This is a genomic window from Flavobacterium calami, assembly GCF_038290035.1.
Taxonomy (GTDB): domain Bacteria; phylum Bacteroidota; class Bacteroidia; order Flavobacteriales; family Flavobacteriaceae; genus Flavobacterium; species Flavobacterium calami.
This window is the reverse complement of record NZ_JBBYHS010000024.1, coordinates 36626-59261: the sequence shown is the minus strand read 5'-3', so window position 1 is coordinate 59261 and position 22636 is coordinate 36626. Positions and strand designations below refer to the sequence as shown.

Sequence of the window (22636 nt, the reverse complement as noted above, 5' to 3'; positions counted from 1 at the left end):
GCTTAATTTGATTTATTGAAAGTAAAAATAGAACTTGTTCCTGCCTGACCGCCCGGAAGGGTATAATTTAGTTTGATATTATAAGTACCTTTTTTTAGGTATGGAAATTCCCCGTTGATTATATAATCGTATTTCGTTATCATCGCCTGATTATTGGTAGTCACATATTTGTTTACGATTTTATACCTTAAATCAATAAAATCATTTTTAAAATGAAATGGCAAATTGTAACGATAAGGGAGATATTCTTTCAGCATAAAACTGGTTGGGTTGTTAAATATATAATCCTGATACCAGGCCATGGTTTCTACACCCTTTACAGGAGGAATGCCTAAAGCCAAATTACTGCTTTTATTCAGTTTTAAATCAGCTTCTAAAGGATATCCCTTATAAATTAGTGGATAAATTTCGTTGTTGTAATAATTGTTATCCAAAATAGCTTCTGTACTTACCAACGGCTGAAACAAGGTTTTGGCATTACCAATAAGTTCTGCTTCATCAAAAGGCTCTGTAGAACTATTTAAAGACTGCAAAGCATGGACATCCATATAAATAATTTCTACTAATGTCTGTTTAGGCTTTTTGGCGGCCATCTTTTCCTGAAACGTATTGTATTGGCTGGTATTGAAATTGTACTGTACAAGTTCAATAGATTCTGCCCCTGAAACAACTTCTTTAAGCTCATTATCTTTTACATCTATATTATTGTCATCTTCGAGATTTTGGGACTGGTAATTTTCAGTCAGATTACCATTGGCATCACTTTGGTTTTCAAGTGTCATCAATGATAAACTATAAGGCTTTGTTGTTTCCAACACAGGTATGTCAATACTTATTTTTCTTATATCGTTATTATATCGGATAGCACTATTGGCAATTTTATTCCCTGTTTTATAAAAAGCTTTTTGGGATTGTCCCGGCTTTAAGTCAAATAAATAAGGCTGACCTTGTTTTAATACGATATAAGCTTCTTTGCTTTCGTTTTGATAGACATATTTTTGGTCAAAAACAGGATAGCAATACGCAATATTGCTTACAGGAATATTGTTAGGGGCTGTACCAGTTGTAAAATTTCTTACTTCATGTTCTATAGCAACCTGGCCCTGGTCCATAATAGTTTTCCATGTACCGTTTACATTTTCCTGAAAACTTACTTTAACAGTTAATGTCAGGTTAGAGTTTTGAGGCAATACATCAGTAGCATTAAAACTTAGTAAATCTTTGGTAGTGTTTGTACTTAATGTACCACTTATAGGAACTCCATCTTTTTTTATAGTGTATTCTTCCAGTTTGAGTCGATATGTTTTAGTTCCTGCATCATCTTCAAGTGTAAAGTTTTTATCGATAGGCATATTAAAAGCAACCTGTGGAATAGCAAAGACATCTACTTCTTTTGATCCTTCTGTTGGTGTAATGTCAGCAATAGATTTCAACCCTGCGAGTGGATCCGCATTTATAAATTCGCACTCTTTTCCAAACTGTAATTTAAATCTGAAACTGCCTCGGACAGCACCTCCAAGTATACTAAACTTGCCGGCCATATACCCGCGAATCCATAACGGATTAGGCAATTTGGCTTGTAATAAAACCGCTCCGCCTCCTTTGATAATGGATATTTTTTTTCGGACAAAGAATATTTTTATATTGATACCCAATTCTCCCTGCATGTAAGCATAGGATTGCCCGCTTGCATACCAGCCGTCTAAACCAATCTCTCCGGAACCTTTGCAGACAGCATTCTCATATTTTTTTACCATAATATCAAACCCGAACCCTGCCTGAAAATTAGCATAAAACATTAAAAAGCTTAAGTTGCCTGTTTTTAAACTGAAATCAGATCCAAAGGCAAAACCTCTTCCTCCTTTTAACATGTTTTCATTACGCATGTAATCTAGCTTAGATGCATCCACACCTAAAAGCTGAGCAACAATAGCGGGAGGTGGCGGACTTGCGGGAATGTCATCACCTAGCATAAAGTAACCTCCGGCTTCCACTTCAATTGATCCTACAGCTAACTTAATACCTAATCGGTCTGTAGGTGTCCCCATATGAATATACCATTTGTCCGGACCGAAATGAAGAACGGCCCATCCGGCTCTGTTGCCTGACGCACGGCCTTTTATAAAACCACCAGGGGTATCGATATATAAGTCGAAGGAACCATGTAGTGTTTTCGCTTTGAAATCATATTCTATAGCTGCAAAGGCATTGATACCCATGGAACTTTTTACATCATTTGGATACAAAGTAGCCGCCGCTTCTGATAAATTGGATGTTTTTAAGGCTTCAAGAGCTACCTTTCCCATTAATGATTCGTTTTCGGTAACCGTTTTTAATACTTTGGTTAATTCTTCAGCACCCGGAATTTCAAATGGCTGCATGACATGGCCTTCTCCGTAAAGGCTTATCCTGTTGATACCTCCGTGACTATTAAATGCAATTTCAAATCCGGCACCTCCCCAAAAAGCATCAGCAGTTGCGGTGCCGGCAAATTTTATCATGGCTTTAACCCCAAGCCCTGATTCTGAATCCGGTACATAGTTGGATCCGGAAGCTGCAAATCGGTTGCTGAACCCGTCTTTTTTCATTCGGTAAAAGGCTCCTCCGCCAAAACCTTTAAAAGTAATGGCTCCGGCAGGGATATTCAGGTTATCTACCATCGCATCCACATACCAGTACCTGAAAGTGGTAGAACCAAAAATAGCATTAGCTTCAACAGAAATTCCTCCTGAGAAATCGGCTTTAAGAGATCCCCTGAAACCTTTGCCATAAACAGGATGATCATCCATTATTTCAATACTTCCCTTGAATTTCATTCCGCCTAAATCGGCTGCAATGTCTACCCGCTCAAATTTTAAATGAGAAAATTTCCATTTCTGTATCCCTTCATCTTTCCCGAATTTTCCAACAATATTAAATTTGGTTCTTCCGTTAAACTGGTCCTTCATTAAATTAACGGATAAATCTATTTTCAGGGAGGCGGATACATCATCTGCCGTAAGCGCAATCTCATGAATCGTTATCGGGAAATTAGCGACTTTAGAAGAGTTAGGGTCGGTTTCGGCTTCATTTTTATAACCAAAATAATCGGCCTTAAAAATAGGGGTTACGGTTTGTAATTCTAAATTTTGAAACAATATCCCTTTAAAGGCGACAGCCCCTTTCTCATCTTCATCCTCCTCAGGAAGGGCAGGAGTTGTGGAGGCTGGGGTGGTGGTTTTTACTTGTGTTCCCTGTGCCATAGGGATTCCCATGCCTGATAATTCAGGGCTTTTGGTTTCCGGTTCCTGGTCAGGATTGGGTTTGTTGCTGCCTTTTATGGCTATGCTTCCATTCAGGAAAGCTTTAGGTAGAAATTTGCCTTCTTTTACTTTTAGTTCAATGTAAGAGCCTTTGTCAAATTTGGCAGTAGCTTTAAATGCCTGAAAACATACATTTTCACTTACTTCTGCTTTTAAAAGATATTCGTTGTCTATTGGGTTTATGAGAGCGTTATACGCAATTTCGCCACGGGTTTTGGCAGCACATTTCTTTGATTTATCCGATAAAGGCAATACAATGGCACCATTAAACCTGGCTAACATTAGGGCATTTGCCTTAAATTCCATTTCAATATGATCAACAGAAAATTGCCAGCCTGAAGCACTTCCTTTCCCTAAATCTAAAACGTTATCTCCTGAAAAATTACCCGAAACACCCATTCTGTCTATTAACAGGTTGGTTGCCTTAAAGGTAATCCTGTTATTGGTTTCTTTGTCTTTGAATTCAGGAGGCAGTACAACTTTCAAAGAGTTTACATAAAATCCCCTCCATAGGTTTTCATTTCCTGGAACTAAATAATCTTTTTGGTAATCAGGCGGCCAGACGATATTGCCGGAGTTTCTGATATCACTAAAATCAACTACAGCTTTGTTGAGTTCAAAGCAGGTTCCTTTATATTTTGTGAGTTGAAATGTTGGCAGGGATACTTCTACCAGAATATCGTTCCAATTGGTGATAACCGTTTTAAAAGATGCTTTAACTCTTTCTGTATCAGGAAGTGGTTTGTAGCTTGCGTCAACAGGTTCCAGTAAATTTCTTGAAAAAATGACTTCAGCATCTATACCGAGCTCTTTAAAACCATTACAATCGATCGTAACATAGGTTTTGTTTTTAACTTCACCGGTAGACATTTCCATGCCGCCTTTAAGTACGAGCAATAAATTTTCGCCATTAATTTTAATCGGAACATCACCTAATAAAACCAGATTAGTGTCACCTACTAAACCTCCTTTGTGGGAAAGTTTGATATTATTAGCACCGAAAAATAATTGTTTTTGTTTGCCATCTTCATCCTGTGGGATAGTAATTCTGACAAAAGCCGTTAATTCGGTATATTCAGGAGTAAATTTAGCATTACTGATGCCTAGCAGGTATTGTATTCCGCCAATCGTCTTCTTTATTCCTAAAGGCAGGGTAGAAAGTTTTTTTGGCTCTAAAAAATCAGTAAGAAGGCTCATGTTCTTGTCGATTTCTTCGCAGGTGGCCATCGCCTTGCTTAAATCATCATTGGTCTGTGCCGAAATAGGGAAATTCTTTTTGAGAAAGGCATTGGTAAATTCGCTTTCGGAAGTCGCAGGTGCAGAAAAATTGGTTAGTACATGAAGTTTAGATGCAGCTTTATGTAAAATTACATTATCTCTTTTTTGACCGGCAATTGTATCGTTAGTATTCGAAAAAGAAGTAGTACTGATTATAAATAAAACAAAACTAAATACGCAATAAATAGACTTCGAAGTAATTTTTTTCAATTTGACACAGGTTAAGTTGAAATTAAGTTTTTATTTACAGTTGGATTTACGTGTAAATAATCACTTAATAATAATTGATTTAACGGGCGGTCAAATATAAGATAAAATTAACAGGAAAAAAGGAGGTAACCTTTTTTTTGAAACTTTTTTGAAAAAAAACAACAATAAAAAAAGGACTACAAAAAAAAATAACAAACAATAATATAGAAATGATATTTTTTTGATAGAAAAAAGTAAAGTTTAATAAGTAATATTTAGCTCATAACTCTCCTAAAAGTAAGGTTAATTCTAGGCAAAACTTCTCTGGAGGTTTTAGGCACCTGATGCTGCCAGAAACTATTGGTGGTTCCGGCCATGAGCAAAAATGTACCGTGATGTAGAGGAATTTCTATCTGCGGGATTTCCTTTCGAAATTTATGACGAAGTCGGAACATTCTGGTTTCCCCAAAAGTGACCGAGGCAATATTCATGTTTTTATTACTGCTTACAGTTTTGTCACTATGCCATCCAACTCCGTCTTTTCCATTTCTGTAAAGATTAAGTAATACGGCATTAAATCGTATATGGGTTTCGTTTTCAACACGCTGTCTGATGGTTAGCAGTTCTAATGGCCAGTTTGGATTGGGTTTGTATTCATCTAACTTATTATCTCTATACCAGGAAACCATGCGCGGGGCAGTAACTATTTTATCATACATAGGTATTTCATATTCATGCCATTGGGTTTGGCTTAATAGTGTATTGTAATAGTAATCTGATTCTTCTTTCGAAAAAAAATTGTCGATTAAAAGTAAATCAGCGTCAGGAACTTCAAATGTTTTTTTGCCTCCTGTACCGCTCGAAAAGAATTCGGTATCGTCAAATAGTCTCATTTTTCATTGTTTTTGGAAAAACAAAATTAGCTCATATGGTAACAATTTTATGTATATTTGTTGTTATAAATTATAACATAATTATTATGTCGCTATTTTCAGATAACATCAGGGCATTAAGGGTAAAACAGAAAATTTCACAGGAAAAACTCGCAGAGAATCTCGGAATCACAAGAGGCAGGTATGTTAAATACGAAGACGGAACTTCAGAAGCACCTTACGAAATACTAAAGAAAATAGCACAGCATTATCATATCAGTATCGATTTATTGCTTTCAGTTGATATACGAAAAATTGATACATATGATTTGTTAAAGTTGGAAGACAATAGATTAATCCTGCCCATACAGGTGAATCGGGAAGGAGAAAATTTCATTGAGTTAGTAACCCAAAAAGTAAAAGCTGGCTATCTGAACGGCTATGCAGATCCCGAATATATAGAAAACCTACAGCAAATCTCATTGCCTTTTTTAGGACCCGGTAAACACAGGGGCTTTCCTGTAGAAGGAGACTCAATGCCGCCTCATGAAGACGGAAGCATAATTATTGGCCGTTATGTAGAAAGGCTGGGTGAGGTACAGGATGGTAAAACCTACATTCTGATTACGAAAAATGAAGGAATGGTATACAAACGTCTGAATAAAAATAAAAAAAATGCCTTGGTTTTGGAGTCTGATAACAGCTTTTATCCTCAATATGAGGTTAAAGTTTCAGATATTGTCGAAATTTGGGAGTATCAATGTAATATTGGCCGTACAGATAAAAAAAAGGAATTAAACGAAATAGAAAGCATGAAGCAGTTACTTCTGGAAGTAAAAAGAGAAGTAATGGAATTGCAAAAAAATAATTCAAATGAGTATTAATTGGAAGACTGACAACATAATAGATTATATAATCTCAGATATTTTTAAGGACTAAATTCTAAAGGTTAAAATATTATATTCGTACTCTTGAATATAAATTACCAAAACAGTTTGAAATGGAAAATATTACCGTAATTATAATGTTATTATTTGGTGTCGCATTCCTTAGCCTTATTAGTAAAAGATATAATTTTCCTGTTCCCGTTGTACTTGTGCTTTGCGGAGTTGTCATTAGTATTATCCCCGGACTTCCGGTAATTGCTTTAAGCCCTGAAGTCGTTTTTATTGTCTTTCTTCCTCCACTTTTATATCACGCTGCATGGTATACCAGTTGGTCTGATTTTAAACAAACCATTCGGCCTATAACTTTGGCAGCCGTTGGTTTAGTGCTTTTTACAACCGTTGCAGTTGCAGTTGTCGCGCATATGTTAATCGATTATATTTCCTGGCCGTTAGCGTTTCTTTTAGGAGCGATTGTTTCACCTCCTGATGCTGTTTCGGCAACTTCGATCACAAAAGGCTTGGGGTTACACCCTAGACTGATTGCAATTCTCGAAGGGGAAAGTCTGGTAAATGATGCCAGTGGTCTTGTAGCGTACAAATATGCTCTGACTGCAATTACGGCTGGAAATTTTGTGCTTTGGGAGGCGGGATTGAATTTTGTTGTAATGTCGGTTTTAGGAATCGGGATTGGATTGGCTATTGGTTATATAATGAGTTTTATTCATAAAAGGTTTGTGTGCGATGAGGTTATCGAAGCAACTTTAACTTTATTGACGCCTTTTGCTTCTTATTTAATTGCAGAACATTTTGAGGCTTCAGGAGTTTTGGCTGTAGTAGCAACAGGACTTTTTCTCTCGGCAAGATCAGGAACTATTTTTACACACGAAAGCCGAATCATGACTGGAACAATCTGGAGTGTTTTAACTAATATATTAAACGGATTAATCTTTATCTTAATTGGATTACAGTTGCGGCAAATTATTTTGGGCATTGGAGATTATTCAGGCTGGTCTTTATTTGTTTGGGGGACTTCAGTAAGCTTGGCCGTTATTTTGGTTCGTTTTTTATGGGTAATTCCAGCAACATTACTTCCCAGGGTCATGAGTAAAAAGATCCGTCTGCAAGAAGAATTTGATTACCGGAACATGATTATTTTTGGCTGGTCCGGAATGCGTGGTGTAGTATCTATGGCAGCTGCTTTGGCACTTCCATTAATGATTAGTGAAACACAGGAATTTCCTTTGAGAAATCTTATTATTTACTTAGTTTTTTGTGTGATACTTTCTACTTTGGTTATTCAGGGATTTAGTTTACCCTGGCTGATTAAGAAATTAAAAATCGAACGTTATTCCATAATTGCTGAAGAATACGAGATTCGAAATAGCATCGTTTCACAAACTATTACGCATATCGAAGATAATTTCTCGTTACTCAATGATGATTTGCTGCACAATATTAAAAGCAAATATGAAGTAAAATTTAATCGTTTACAGAAAACTGAACTTCCGGCCAATTTCTTCGGAAAAGGAAATCTGATAGGAGGAGAGATTTTCAATGACTTTACAAAGCTCCAAATAGATCTTTTAAATGTAGAACGCAACAAATTGGAATCAATGCACAAAGCTGGTACTGTTAATGAGGAAATTTTTAGAAAGATTGAAAAGGAACTGGATCTGGAAGAAACCAGGCTATGGATGGAAATGTATGAGGAATAGGTTATATAATTTAAGATATATCCAGGCACCACTACATTTTTAAGTATTTTATGTAATTCAGATTAAATGAGCGTAGAAGTAAAAATGAAAAAGCATGACCTTTTAAAAATCATGCTTTTGATTATCATAATGTTAAAACATCTTCCTTAATCCATTTTACTTCTTCATTTTCTAAAGCAACAATGATTTTGTCCCCATCTTTGACTTCTCCCGAAATTATTTTCTTGGCCAAAGGTCTTCGTAAATGACTTCTAATAATACTTTTTATAGGCCTTGCTCCATATTTTGCGTTATATCCGTTTTCGGCAAGATATAGTTTGGTTTCCATTGGAATTTTAACTTCGATATTAAGGTTTTGAAGTAAATCCATAAATTCCTTTTTAAGATGGATTTCAAATATTTTTAACGCATTTTCCTTGTTGATAGGCGCAAAAGGTACAATTTCTGTCAAACGTCCTAAAAATTCAGGTCTAAAATAGTTAGCCATAATTTCCATTAGCGAAGATGAAGCCGGAATTTGACCATTATTGAACGTTTCTACAATATGATCTGACCCAATATTTGAGGTAAAAAGAATGATAGCATTAGAGAAATCTCCTTCTTTTCCTAGTCGGTCATGTAATTTTCCTTCGTCCATAATTTGAAGAAATACATCATAAACAGAGGCATGTGCTTTTTCAATTTCATCAAATAATACAATAGAATACGGTTTTTGTCTTATTTTATTCACCAGCAATCCGCCTTCTTCATAACCTACATATCCTGGAGGTGCTCCGTAAAGTAATGCTGCCGAATGTTCTTCTTTAAATTCAGACATGTCAAAACGGATAATAGCATTTTCATCCTGAAAAAGAAACTCTGCCAGACTTTTGGCTAATTCTGTTTTTCCTGTTCCTGTTGGTCCTAAAAAAAAGAAGGATGCGATAGGCTGACCTGCTTTGCTTAATCCGGATCTTGATTCTAAAATTGATCCTGCAACCGTTGCAATACAATGATCCTGACCAATTACTCTGCGGTTTAAAACATCCTCAATATTATTCAGTTTTTGTTTTTCTTCTTCTTTTAATTTTCCTGCAGGAATACCTGTTTTTTGAGCAATTATAAGGGATAAATCAAAAGCCTCAATATGAATACGTTTGTCCAGTGCTCTTTCTTCAAGAGTATTGATAAGGTTTTCAATATGTTTGATGATAGCTTCAGAAGTTTGAAAAATTTGTGGTTCATTTTCATCAGCCGCAATCATTAAAAATGTTGTTTTGCTGATTAAATCAGAAAGGAACCAATGGTATTCTTTTAGTAATTGATCTTCAGGTAATTCATTATCATTTTGTTTTAAAAGAGATAATTTATCCAAAAGAGATTGCTTCTCTTTTAAATAAGTTTCACCCGATGTCTTTAAAACCGACATGGTATGATCAATAAGGTTGATTGCAGATTCGGGTAAGCTTTTTTCTTTTAAATATCTTCTTGATAAACGTATAGATTCTGTAATTGTTAAATCATCAATTTGTATTTTATGATGCTCCTGATAAGGTTTTATAGATTCCCGAATCATTCTGAACAAAGTTTCATCATTTGATTCTTCTAATTTTACAATTTCAAACATTCCGGAAAGGCCTTGTTCTTTTTCAATTCTTTTGGAATATTCATCAATTGTAGATGTAGCGATAATGTTTAATCCTTTTGTCAATTCACCTTTCAATACGTTTGATACGCCAGAATCTCCTCCGTTTTTATCTAATAAAGTATGAATTTCTTCAATAATTAATATCGCTTTTGGAAATTGTTTTAATTCTAGGATACAATTTTTTAAGCGGTCTTCGATTTCGCCTTTGTAGGATGCGCCAGCAATAAGTGTAGATAAATCCAGTTCAAAAAGCTGCACTTTATTTAAAACCTCAGGAACCTGATTCGCAACTACATTTTGAACAAGTGTGTCAATTAAAATTGATTTGCCAATGCCTCTGTCACCAATTAATAATACATTGGGTTTGGAAAACCGGCAAAGAATTTCTTTCATCGTATTTAACTCTGTTTCACGTCCAATGGCAAGGATTTTTTTATTCTTTTTTTCAGAATTTTTATGGATGCAATATTTGCTTAAAAAACCTTTTTTTATTTCTTTTTGAGGAATGTTAACTTCAGAAGGAGTAATTGCAATATTTTCTAACAATTCGTTTCGGGAAATAGGGTAGGTCTTCATTTGGTCAAAATTAAAACCAACTCCGGGCGAACTTAAAGCGACTAAGATTGCGTAAATACTAATTTCATCTTCATTTAAAATTATGCGTACCGATTCGGCTTCTTTTATGATTTCATCAATAAGATCGCCTGGTTCTGTATCGGAAATATTTGTTGATTTTGGTTCATCTTCCATACGAACCTCTGCCCATTCATCAAGATAGTACACATCCTTGCCCATAGTCTCAAGACGTTTTAATAGAGATAAATCCCTGTTAAGTATGGCTTTTAACAGATGTGATGCAGAGTAAAATTTATTCGAATTGTTCTTAGCGATTTTTTTAGCGATTTCTAATGCGCTAAGTAATTCTGTGCTGAAAATATTTTTTTCTTCCATCCTTTTTTAATCTTTAGACCAGATCAGGTATTTTTTTACTTTATAACTAATATTTAATCCCTTTACGCAATTGTTTTGTTTGTCTTTATTGAGACGAATTGATTCTATCCTTATTTTTTTTCCTTTAATGGAGGCACATAGTTGAGAAAAAGTCAATAAATCAGTATCGTTTTTGACAATTGGAATTTCTAGATCATCACATAAAAATTCTGAAAAATCATCTTTTACTTTGCTTCCTTCAGCTACTTTGTTAAGTAAAATTTCAAATTGGTCTTCGGATATTTTTTGGGCTTTTTTTATTGCTATAATGCTGTCTTTTTGTGTTTTAGTTTTAGGAGCTACAGGGACATATTGCAGCATATCCTCAAGAGGATCTTTCTTTGCTGCACCTCTGGGTAATGAAAAAGCTTCTGCTTTTTTTTCGTACTCATAAGAGGTTATATCAAGAGGATTTGTTTTTTTTATTACTTTGGGATGTACGTAAATAATCTTCTTTGCCACTGTGCCAAAGTTTCCGTTTACAACAAGAGTAACTGTTTTTTCACCCGGTGTTGAAAATGTATAAACCGGATTTGGAGAGGTATCGTCAATTCCTTTGTTTTCCCCAAAAGCCCATTCCCAGGTTTTAGCATCTTCGGATTCTGAATTGAAATAGGTGGGTTGACCAGCAGTAATAATTTTTGAAACAATAATTCTAGGCGTTCCTAATTTATCAGTTTGATATTTGTTTGTTATTGTAATCTCTTTATTATGAATGCATTCTCCGTTTATGGTCAGGGTAATTAGGTATTTACCAGGTGTTTTGTAAACATGAAAGGTATGTTTTCTTACATCGGGTTCAGAGCCATCTCCAAAATCCCATTTCCATGATTTTGCATTTGGTGTTTTATCAAAAAACTCTATCGATTCTTCTGTTCTTGGATTTTCAGCCAATACATAAAAACGGACATCTTCGCAATCAACATGGTTGAAAAATTGAATTAAAAAAGCAATAATCCCAATTAATAGTAGGATTACAAAGAAAAATACAACCCTGATATCGATATTTTTTTTATTCATTTTTTTCTAAAGGCTAATAATTAAGTAAGATATTTTTTATAAAGGCGGTGGCAAAAATAGTTTTTATTATTTAAAAAAAGTAAAATAATTGCTATAAATTTTTATAAAATTCATAACAATTCTTACAAAATAATTTCTTAGGTTTGCGACCTCAAATATTTATGAAAGTAATTTTTTCATAAACAAACGACAAACTGATAATACCACCTTTCGTCAGTTTCGAATCCAAAAACCGTAATAGTTAAAGATGATTTTATCATTGCCATAATATATAAATATGGTAAAACAACAAGTATTTTTTATGAATAAAACAATTGTATTAGTACTCATAATACTGTTTGGTATAGGATGTAGTAGTAAGAAATATATTTCTCAGGTTCCTTTTAAATATGATTATTCTTTGGAAGCACTCAAAAAGCAAGCTAAAATGGAAGAGTCAGGTTTGAGCAATAAAACAGTTGTAAATGATAATTCAGAAAATTTAAGCGATGCTGTTTTAGCTTTAAAAGAAAAATATTCTATAGTGTTGGGTGTAATACCCAATAAGATTACGAATTACAAATTGTATTCATACATAGATCCCTGGATCAATACGCCTTACAAAGAAAAAAGCTTTTCGGATAAAGGGATTGACTGTTCTTATTTTGTCCAGTCCTTGTATAGCGAAGTTTACAAAGTTACTCTTCCTAAAGACCCTGCCGGAATGTGGAAATCAAAATCGATTCAGATTTTTACTGGACGAAGTTTTTTAGCAGAAGGGGATTTGGTTTTTTTTAGATATGATAAGGATCATCCTATTTCTGATGTTGGTTTGTACCTGCATAATGACAGGATTTTGGCCTGTACAAACAAAGGATTGGCTATTTATAATTTTAATGACGAATATTTTCAGTTACGATACATAGGAGCAGGAAGAATCAATGAAGACACAAAGAAAAAATAACATGAATCTTGAAGACCTGGTTCAGGAAATAGAGAATATCTCAGAAGACATAAGGGCTGAGGTAGTTGCTAATGAACTTTTGGAGAATACTTCTATTGTCCAGGATGAAATTATGATTTCTAATCAGGGTCAGTTTTCCAGAGCATTCAGAAGCGATATTTTAGGAGCAGGTATTAAGGATGATAATTACGATAAACGTGAATACCTTAATTTACTCTTGTCAAGAGACAGTATTTATGATACACTGCCTGAAGGATATATACATAGTTTAAAGGAAAATAATGCTGATAAATCTGTGCAACAGATGATCAGGGAACATAAGCATCAGAAAAAGCAGGAATCAGAAGCACGTAATTTTTTCAGCCCTTTTGAGAATGAAATTTTTCATTACAAAACTAAAATAGAAAGCGTCGAGAGGAATTTTTTGTACAAACTTAATTCAGCTAAGTCACTAGATTTTTTCTATGATTTTTGGGGTTTACCTCACATTTATCCGGATGTATTAGTCTCTAAATTTATCAGGCTTTTACCGTATGCATACAAAATTGTTGGAGATATTGATTTGGCCTGTAAATGCTTATCAACTATTATAGAAGAAAAAGTGACTTTTGGAACGACAACATCCAAAGAACTTAGTGAAGAAGGTGAGCAGATTGTATTGGGTGAAAACAGATTAGGAGTAGATTTCATCAGCGGAAAAAATTATACCGATTATTCTATGAATGTAACCATAGAAATAGGCCCGATAGTCAATAAACCTTTTCATAATTATATAAATGAAGGAGATATAAAAAAGTTTATAGATTGTTTTTGCGAACATTTTTTTCCGATGGAAGTAGAGATCAAAATAGTCTTATTGATAAACAACGAAATAGAAAAGTTTAATTTTAATAATGAGCCTGTGTTGGGCTATACAACACGACTTTAGAAATGGTAAAAAAGCATTTAGGAGCACTTATTGATGTCAGGCTCATTGTATTTTTGGTTGTAATTATAGCAGTTAGTGTTTTACTTACAATGGTTTTTAGTGATAAAGTAAAAGAATTTGCAGTAAAATATAAAAAGAAATTTTATATCTATATTTTCTCAGCCGTACTCATTTATGCTCTGGTTGGGTTTTTAGGTTACAACAAATTATTTACAGAAGTATCAGATGAGTTTCTTTTTTACCAGACGGCTTCTTTACTATTTGGAACGCTTCACGTTTACTTGTACCGCATTTATTTTAATGAATTTAATCAGAAGCTGGTTGCTAATGAATTACTGTTTTCGTGCCTGATTATGCTTTATTCGAGTGTATTGTTTATCATTATTTATACAGCATTAAGTGGTATTGGACTTACTTTTTTGATGTGCTCACACTTTCTGGTATTTATTGTACCTACCGGAATTTATGCTGTGTTCAATTATATGCTGCAGATACCTCCCAAAGAATACGTAACATGGAAGATACCAGAAAGAGACGACCCTTTTCCAGTTATAGAGAATGTAGAAATGAAAGATCTTTTATTGATTACGCTATTGATCCAAAAAGATTCGGATAGCGAAACATACACTTCCTTAAGGTCAAAAGGACCGGTAAGAATTGATTTCGGTGCTCTGTTTTACCATACCGTTACAGGATATAATAAACATAATGCGGAGAGTAAAATACAATTAAAACATAATGGACAAAATTGTAACTGGGTATTTTTTCTACAGCCAAAATGGTACCAGCCAGCCAGATATGTAGATGCAAAATATACATTAGGAATGAATGGTATAACAGAGAATTCGGTTATTATCTGTAAAAGGCAAAAAGAGAAAAAGGCTGAAATAAATAAAAAAAACAAGCCAAAGGATCCAGAATTTGTATATGGTGCAAATGCAGGAATGAATTGATAAAATTTAGATCTATCTGAACAAATGTATTATATAGAAGAATCAGAAGTTTCATTTCACGGCCGGCACCGTACTTACAAAGTTAAAAAAGGAGATACGCTCGAGAGTGTTTCTCTTGATCTTGGTATTGCTGCCAGTGAACTCAGAAGGTATCATAATATGTATTGTGAGATTCCCGATCTAATCGAAGCCGATTTTAAAAGACATTTAGAGTTTTTGATTTTGGCTCCGGAAAAAAGTGAGATTTCGAAAACGGATATAATTGATAAAAGGCCTCAGGAAGTCATCTTAGGTAAAAATTACAGATTACCTTTTACGCCTGAACAAGTCGACCAAAGTTATAACGTAAAATATACTTATGAACGAGAGGATGAGATTGATGTCACGGAAATAAAGATTAATGTAAAATGGATTGCTGCTGATATAAACAAGTATCATCTTTTTGAAATTAACAGAGCATCTGATATTTATATAAACGGTAAAATTCCGGACACCATGATGGACGGATTGGCAGCTAAAACAGCAGAGGTTTTATATCCGTTAAAAATTGTTGTGGATGAATTTGGTAAATGGATTGATATTTATAACCATGCTGAAATAGAAAGCCGTTGGGGTAAGATTAAAAGTGAAATTTTAGATTATTATGAAGGTGAAGTAGTTGAAAAGTATATAGAGCATTTAGAACGTACACTTGAGAGCTCAGAGAGAGTATTGAGTTCACTTCGTTCTGATTATTTTTTAAGGTCTTTTTTTAATGGTATTCATGTAGGTTATACAGCTGATTATGAATTTGAGAAAGATTTGTCATTTCCGTTACAAAAAGAAACAGAATCTGTATTTAGAGTACAACATAAAATGGCTCCTAATTTAGATGATGCGGAGTATATTAGAATAGAACAAAGAGGAAATTATACAGATTCAGGGTTTGGTTTTTTATATGGACATGCTCATTTAAAAGTAAATTATAATGCCGCTTATTTTATAAATTCAGATACTTATACTATAGAAAAAATGAATCTGGAATGCAATATTGAGAAAGCCCAGCCCATAAAAACAATGATTGAAATTGAGCTTTTGAAAATGAAAAAAGTATGAAATAATTGAAAATAAAGGAGAGTAATTTTTTTAACATCTTAAAAGGTAAGGTTATGAGTGCAAAACATGTAGTGGTACAAGGAGCGACCGTAAAATGTAAGTTTAGTGTAGAGCCTAAGTTAGATAAACTGAAGGTAAAATCACATAGTAAGCATTATGCGAATGACAAAGACGCTGCAAATAAACTCATAGCAACCGATAAAGAAATTGGACAGACATTAGAGAAAAATACTTTTGGTAAATGTAAAATGCAGCCCAATGGAAGCGGGGATTACTTGCCATGTCAGGCAGTAATTACAAAATGGAGTGGTTTTTATGAAAAAGTTACATTATCTAATAAAGGAAAGATATTACTGGAAGACAGTAAAGCCACCTGTCCTATAGGAGGTGCTGATTGTATTGAAGTAGATAAACACGGACAAAAAGCAGAAGTGGCTGAACAGAATGTAAAGAATGCCAAACCCGAAGTCCAAAAGCAAATAAACCCGATGGTAGATATAGAAGAACTATTTCAAAGGGAACATACAGACGAAGGAATACTATATAGTTAAAAAGTAATTTCATTATTCTCAAAACATAGAAATGGCAAAGGGTGTAAAAAAAATAAAGGAATCAGAAACAAGCAATGTTCTTGAAAATTATACTTCAAGAGCAAATAACATTATATGCATAAAACCCAATCAAATGGTAAATTTTGTTGTTAGCGAATGGTATGAGGACACGACGCCAGCAGATAAACAACGAGACATTACATGGTTGTGGCAAGATCAAAAGAAAATTACAGTTTTTAAAAGTACAGTAAAATTAGCCAATAGCCCTTTTGGAGTTACTATTCCTAATAACCTTTGCGGTTCCTATGCATATTACTTAGAAGCCAGTCTATTTGGTGTACATGATCCTAGAAAAACAGGATTACATGTATATGGTAAATGCGACCAAAAAATAATATCCTCCTCTTGGAGTAAAACAAGAGGAGCTGTAGATACTAGCGAAATAAGTTATGGTCATAACTTATTTATTACATTAAAAACGGAAGGAGTAAATGGGGATACCCTTTCAATAGAATTATATAGTGAAAAAAATCCTCAGAGCATCCAAACAAAAAGTGAGAAATGTATTGATGGTAAAATAGTGGATGTGAAGTTTTCTACTTTAGGATATAATTTTTTTATTCCAGGAGTAAATACACTCATGTCAGGTCAAAATCCTCAGTCAGAAAAATTTTATATAAAAGTAAAAGACATAACAGGGGAGTACCTTAAAAATGCTAGCGGTAACGACAGAATACTGTCTTTTTCCATAGCAAACAAAGTGGTACAACCCGTAATTGAAATACCAACTAATACAGCTCCTTTGACAATTGATACAACTCCAGTTGAGGAAATAGTTAGAACAGAAGGTATTTTTGCTGCTTATTTTGCTAAAGAAGAATTTTCGTTGGAAACTGCAGAGACTGCAGGTCAGCATACATACATATTTAAAAATCCATATTCTAGCATTAACAAAGATGTAATTGCTCCAATCATCAAAAAAAGAGTAGATGCAGAAGTAAAAGCAGATAAAAAATATGCCAAACTTGATGATATTAAAAATGCACTTACAACTGGTCCTTATGCAATTGGGGATCCTGTTTCTTTTAATTTGTGCAAGTTAGGAGCAAACTATATAAAAATAAATAATGCCCCACTGGAAGATGAAGTATATGTTGTTGCAAAAACATTTTTGTTAGATGGTAAAGAAGTATCGATTACGATAAAAGAAAAAGAGGCTGTTTTAGGTGAAACTGATGCAGATTTGACTGTCTTAGAAGCCAAAGAAAATGGAGAAGAACTTACTATACTAAAAGCAACTGTTGAAAACGGCATAGCAAAGGTAAAGGTGAAATTACGCCCAAAAGCTGATGAAGATTTAAAAATATGGAAAGAAAAACTGCTTAAAGGAAAAAAAGAAGAAGCTTATACCTATACATTTAAAAGTGAAGAAACAACCATTACAGTTGACAACAAAAAGCAATTTGCAGCAATAATACTAAAAAATGCAAAAGAAGGAAAACAAGGCAATACCAAGATAGCAGCCGGAAAAACGGTCTTTGTAGACGATGTAGAAAAAGCATTACAAAATGGAACTTACGGCAGAGGTGCCACGATTAGTTTTGATACCTACAAAACACAAGCAGAGAGTCTATGGTTAAAAGCCGAATGCCAAGGGGATACTGTAAAACACGAAGGGGAATTTTTGAAAAGAGATGGGGAGTATTTTGTGATTGGGAAAGGAAAATGTATTAGATGCGGTATATTAACACTTGATGAACTAGATTTAATCTTTACTAGCGCAACTAAAGCTAAAAAAGAAGAATTAATGAATGCCTTTAATTTAGCAAACGGTAAATTTGGATTAAATACATGTCAACAAAAAGCTCATTTCTTTGCTCAGGTAAGAGAAGAAGTCGGACTAAGTATTGATATAAAAGATGGAGAAGGCTTAAATTATGCTGTTGAAAAATTAACAGAAAACTTTGCGCGATTTAGCACAACAGGATTCTTAAATGGTCCTCCAAATGATTTAGCTTTTGCTTATGGAAGAATTGATAGTAATAATATTGCTTTTTTAAGGAACACATACAATAGACATAATTTAACTCAGCATTCGGCTAATGTGCAAATGATAGCAAATATTGCCTATTCAAATAGAAATGGAAACGGTGATATTGCAAGTGGTGATGGATGGAAATATAGGGGAAGAGGTATTATACAAATTACGGGAAAAGATAAATACATTAAAATCAATAACAGAATCGATTCTGATTATGTAGATTTTACTACAGATATTGATGCAAATAACATCAATAATATAAATGAAGGAACTGTTGCTAGCATGGCGTATTGGAAAGAATACAAGTGTATGGATGAAGCAAATAAAGGATATGAAAAAAGACATTTAGATAAGATAGTAGATATAATAAATAGTAATACACCTACAAGAAATGCAAGATGGGAAAATTTGAAAAAAATGATTGAAATATTCAAGGTAAAAGAATGTTCTAAAGATAATGCCGCTAATGAATTGATAGAAGGACAATCTGAATATTATATTTATAAAACTGGAAAAGTTAAACTTATAAAAGGAACCCAAAAAAAGCATTCTTATTATGTTGAAAAAATGGAAGGAGAATTTAAACTACTTTATTGTTTAGATGAAAATGAGTATGGGATGGTTCAAATACCAGCTTCAGGTAGTGGTTTTAACAGATATGGAGGTGTAGATGCAGGAGGGGCTTCAGGAGGAGAGATAGTTGGGCAAGGGGATCATTACTTGCTACCTAAAACAGCATCTGCGTTATTTGGTATTATCAATGATGTTAATGAAAAAGGATGGGAAATTCATTTAGGAGATATGTCTTCTAAAAATGGTAGCGATCCGTGGGGACCAGGTTCCTTTCATCATGCGGGGCATGGTCATAATGGAACTAGGAAAGGTTTAGACTGTGATTTTAGATATTTAAACACTTCAGGTAAAAGTTATCAAGGCTTAAATACTAGTTCAGTTTTCGATAAAGAAAAAAATAAAACGGTTTTTACTTTTGCTTATAAATATGGCTTTAGAAAAAATTTTTGTGCTAATCCAGTTACTGTTTTAGGAAGTACTGTTTCAGGTGTGATACATCAAAATGATCATGATGATCATGGGCATATAGGATTAACAGATTTAGACTTAGAAGAAGTTTCGTCAATTAATGTAATAAAAATATGAAAAAAAAATTGATGCTTTTATGGAGTCTATTTTTAATAGGATGTAACGGTCAAACAAAGAAGGACGATTTAAACGAGAAAACTGATATAATTAAATTAAATTTTAAAAATGTATCTGTAGCTCTTTCGGGAATTAATAGTGTGAATAATAATGCTCAAGAAGATTTTAATATTAAAAATGATGCAACGAAAATTTTAATGCAACCTGCATTTTTAGAAAGTGATTTATTGGATGGAAAAGAATTAAAATTTTCAAATGAGAATGTCAAAAATATCAAAATAACTTTTAGTTATGATGCAGTTTTTTATGGTGAAGAAAAAGTTAAAACTACACTTGGATTCAAACGAGATACTACAATAGTTTTGAAATTTGAAAATAAAAAAGTTCAAATTCCAAGTTTTGAAGACATAAAAAAAACAGTATTTAAGAAATTTGAAAAAAAAGAAATATATGATGTTGCATATTTAGTCAATCGAAATTATTTTAATAAAATAGTTGAAAATTATGAAGTTTATGGAGGTAAAGATTCTCCTGATTATAAATTAGCTGTAGCTTTTTTAAAGAGTAAAAAGAAGTCTCAAAAATTAGAAGATTTATTTATAAATATTGACTACATGAAATTTAATATTGAATTTGAAGATAATTCGAAGTTACATTCTATAGTTTTTGATAGAATGTTTCAAAATTATGTTTTTTCAGAAAAAGAAAAAATTTCAAATGTGGGCGAAATAATTCCTAAAGGATTTTATGTCCTAGACAGTAATATCCTTAACCTAAAAAAAAATGGATTTAAAATATTAGCATTAGAAAAAAATGAAATAAAAAATAAGGATAATGCTCAACACAATTCTAACCCTATAATTGTTTTACAAAAAAAAAGTAATCAATATCAAAAAGTTAATGATAATTATAATTTGATTTTTAAATATGATGACAATTGTCCTGCTGACGGATATGGAGGTATTGTAAGTAAAAATAATTATTTTACTGTTCAACAGATATTTTGTGTAGATTTTTTATTTGTTAATTCATATACAACATTTAAAATAGATGAAAATACAGGAAATATAAATCTTTATAAATATGGAGAAGAATACACTAACCGAAGTAATACAATGTTAAAAATTCCTTCAAAAGTATGGTCAGTAAAAGATTTCGGCATGGTCAAATTTGAAAGCGTAAATGAAGGTTTTTTATTAAATCTTAGAAATAAGAAACCATTAGAAAAACTAAATAAATGAAGCTCATTGACATATGAAAAGAAAAAGCAGCAGTTAGCAAAAAAATATAAAAGTTTTTGTTAGCTGAGGATTTATAAATATAAATTATGAAGAAAGTTATAAATGTTATTTCACTTGTTACTATATTTTTTAATTACTGTAAAGGACAAAATAAGGAGTATTCCAATGTAAATACAAATAACGCAGCTCAAACTATTATATCAGAAAGCGGAATGTATTATTATACACCAAACCTTAAAGTAATAGATTCTCTTAAAAAAACTATGGGAGAAAAGAGTTTTTATGTTATAGCAGACGATATTCATATTTAAGTTTTAAAAAGATAAAATAGCTCAATATTCAATAGTTCCTCCTGACTTAAAAAGTGATTTAAAATATGTTTACATTGAAAAAAAACTGAATTTATAAGTAGGTAATGTACCAAAGGCAATATAAAGGTCAATAAATGAAATCCTGTGAAATAAAAAATATCCAAATCTATAAAATGATTAATAAAGATTTTAGAAAATAATCTAGGTAAAATTTGCCATTAAATAATATTTTTAAAGATTAAACCTGCTTAATTTAAAAAATTAACCCAATAAATCTTTAAAATTAATATTTAGCACAAACCAACACAATTAATTTAAGGAAAAATGCAATAAATCTTTGTTTAAAAAGAAATACATAAAAGATATGATAGAAAAATTAAATCATTTTCCCGTAAACTGGATTGACGGGATGAAAATAAACAAAAGCCATTTCTTATCCATGCAGAACAATGTTTCTGAATTGGTAAATGACGCAATAGGTATTCATACCACTCCGATGAGTTATGGATTACTGGATTCCGGAAATCAGAATAAGGAGGCTACAAAAATTACACTCGGAATCGACAATCACAAATTACTGCGCGTTCGGGTAGAAGAATGTCATGCGATTACACCAAACGGATCGAGAATTGAAATTAGCAGGAGCAGTACTGATACATTAGATCTTCAGGTTCCGTACCCGGAAGATACTTATGAAATAAAAGATGGAGAACAATTGGTTTTGCTGGCTTGTATATCGGTTAATTCAAAAAAAAGAATTCCGTTTGGAGAGCCAGATCCGGAGGAAGTTCCGCCAAGATATCCATACACGCAACCTGAATATAAACTTCATTTAATTAAAGCTGAGGAATTTCGTTCCGGAATAGGGTATGGTGGTTTTTATCTGGCTATTGGTAAAGTTATAATTGGGGATAACACAATCCTTGATGAAAATTATATTCCGCCATCAGTAACTGTTGCCTGTCATCCAAAACTGGTTGATATGCATGCACAGATCGCACGTACGTTTGGTCAGATAGAAATTTATTCAGTTCAGATTTCTCAAAAAATTAATCGTATTCAGCAATCTGGAATTTTACCTCAGACGGTAATTCAGTTAACAGATACGACTAGTTATTATCTAGGAAGTTGTCTTACACAGTTTCGTTGGTTCGCTTTGCATCAGCATCCTGCAGCAATGCTGACTACCGTAGTATCATTTGCAAGAGTCATCAAAAATTTTATTGATTCAAAATCGGGAGCGGGTAAAGAGGAACTGCTTAATTATTTTGCCGAATGGTGTGATATATCACAAGGGGAGTTGGAAATGCTTTTTGCATCCCTTATTAACTCCGGATACGATCATGTGCATATCGATAAAACGGCAACGCTGGTCATGAACTTCCTGGTTAAGATTGAAAAGTTATACGAGACCTTAAACAAACTGGATTATATAGGTAAGAAGAAAGAAAATATCGAGTTGTTTGTTGCCGAAACAGATCAGAAAGATATTCTTCATACTTCTAAAAGACACAGTTTCTTCATAAAAGATTAAA

The 22636-nt window shown here is 33.2% G+C and carries 15 protein-coding genes; 11 read left to right on the top strand and 4 right to left on the bottom strand.

The annotated features are described in order from the left end of the window. Nucleotides 1–2: 2 nt before the first annotated feature. Both AAEO57_RS19000 and AAEO57_RS18995 read right to left on the bottom strand, forming a co-directional pair. Nucleotides 3–4790 carry a hypothetical protein gene (locus AAEO57_RS19000; protein WP_341694615.1) on the bottom strand — a complete coding sequence of 1596 codons (4788 nt, stop codon included), beginning with the start codon at nt 4788–4790 and terminating at the stop codon, nt 3–5. A gap of 254 nt (nt 4791–5044) precedes the next feature. After that, the gene (locus AAEO57_RS18995) at nt 5045–5662 is read right to left on the bottom strand and encodes an alpha-ketoglutarate-dependent dioxygenase AlkB family protein (RefSeq protein WP_341694614.1); all 618 of its coding nucleotides are present in this window, start codon (nt 5660–5662) and stop codon (nt 5045–5047) included. 86 nt (nt 5663–5748) lie between these two features. On the opposite strand from AAEO57_RS18995, the gene AAEO57_RS18990 reads away from it, so the two are divergent. Together AAEO57_RS18990 and AAEO57_RS18985 are read left to right on the top strand one after the other, a co-directional pair. Then, complete coding sequence (locus AAEO57_RS18990) at nt 5749–6525, top strand: XRE family transcriptional regulator (RefSeq protein WP_341694613.1); 777 nt, start codon at nt 5749–5751, stop codon at nt 6523–6525. A gap of 116 nt (nt 6526–6641) precedes the next feature. Further along, nucleotides 6642–8243 (top strand): Na+/H+ antiporter, encoded by a 1602-nt coding sequence (locus AAEO57_RS18985; protein ID WP_341694612.1) that lies wholly within the window; start codon nt 6642–6644, stop codon nt 8241–8243. A gap of 124 nt (nt 8244–8367) precedes the next feature. Here AAEO57_RS18985 and AAEO57_RS18980 read toward each other — a convergent pair whose 3' ends face one another. Both AAEO57_RS18980 and AAEO57_RS18975 read right to left on the bottom strand, forming a co-directional pair. After that, nucleotides 8368–10821 (bottom strand): AAA family ATPase, encoded by a 2454-nt coding sequence (locus tag AAEO57_RS18980; RefSeq protein WP_341694611.1) that lies wholly within the window; start codon nt 10819–10821, stop codon nt 8368–8370. Nucleotides 10822–10827: 6 nt separating this feature from the next. Further along, the gene (locus AAEO57_RS18975) at nt 10828–11880 is read right to left on the bottom strand and encodes a PKD domain-containing protein (protein WP_341694610.1); all 1053 of its coding nucleotides are present in this window, start codon (nt 11878–11880) and stop codon (nt 10828–10830) included. A gap of 301 nt (nt 11881–12181) precedes the next feature. Here AAEO57_RS18975 and AAEO57_RS18970 point away from each other — a divergent pair, with 301 nt between their 5' ends. The 9 genes from AAEO57_RS18970 (at nt 12182) to AAEO57_RS18930 (ending at nt 22635) form a co-directional block, all read left to right on the top strand. After that, complete coding sequence (locus AAEO57_RS18970) at nt 12182–12823, top strand: C40 family peptidase (protein WP_341694609.1); 642 nt, start codon at nt 12182–12184, stop codon at nt 12821–12823. A gap of 1 nt (nt 12824) precedes the next feature. Further along, nucleotides 12825–13751 carry a type VI secretion system baseplate subunit TssG gene (locus AAEO57_RS18965; RefSeq protein WP_341694608.1) on the top strand — a complete coding sequence of 309 codons (927 nt, stop codon included), beginning with the start codon at nt 12825–12827 and terminating at the stop codon, nt 13749–13751. Nucleotides 13752–13753: 2 nt separating this feature from the next. Next, nucleotides 13754–14704, top strand: a complete 951-nt coding sequence (locus AAEO57_RS18960; RefSeq protein ID WP_341694607.1) for a TssN family type VI secretion system protein — start codon at nt 13754–13756, stop codon at nt 14702–14704. 24 nt (nt 14705–14728) lie between these two features. Beyond that, a complete protein-coding gene (locus AAEO57_RS18955; RefSeq protein ID WP_341694606.1) occupies nt 14729–15799 on the top strand; it encodes a LysM peptidoglycan-binding domain-containing protein in 1071 nt (356 codons plus the stop codon). A 53-nt stretch (nt 15800–15852) separates the two neighbouring features. Continuing rightward, on the top strand, nt 15853–16350 hold the full coding sequence (locus tag AAEO57_RS18950) for a DUF4280 domain-containing protein (RefSeq protein ID WP_341694605.1): 498 nt from the start codon (nt 15853–15855) through the stop codon (nt 16348–16350). 31 nt (nt 16351–16381) lie between these two features. After that, complete coding sequence (locus AAEO57_RS18945; protein ID WP_341694604.1) at nt 16382–19549, top strand: glycoside hydrolase family 19 protein; 3168 nt, start codon at nt 16382–16384, stop codon at nt 19547–19549. Then, nucleotides 19546–20790 carry a hypothetical protein gene (locus AAEO57_RS18940; protein ID WP_341694603.1) on the top strand — a complete coding sequence of 415 codons (1245 nt, stop codon included), beginning with the start codon at nt 19546–19548 and terminating at the stop codon, nt 20788–20790. Before AAEO57_RS18945 ends, AAEO57_RS18940 begins: the two co-directional genes overlap by 4 nt. Nucleotides 20791–20876: 86 nt before the next feature. Next, on the top strand, nt 20877–21101 hold the full coding sequence (locus AAEO57_RS18935) for a hypothetical protein (protein ID WP_341694602.1): 225 nt from the start codon (nt 20877–20879) through the stop codon (nt 21099–21101). A 364-nt stretch (nt 21102–21465) separates the two neighbouring features. Next, nucleotides 21466–22635 carry a hypothetical protein gene (locus tag AAEO57_RS18930; RefSeq protein WP_341694601.1) on the top strand — a complete coding sequence of 390 codons (1170 nt, stop codon included), beginning with the start codon at nt 21466–21468 and terminating at the stop codon, nt 22633–22635. The last annotated feature ends 1 nt before the right edge of the window (nt 22636 follow it).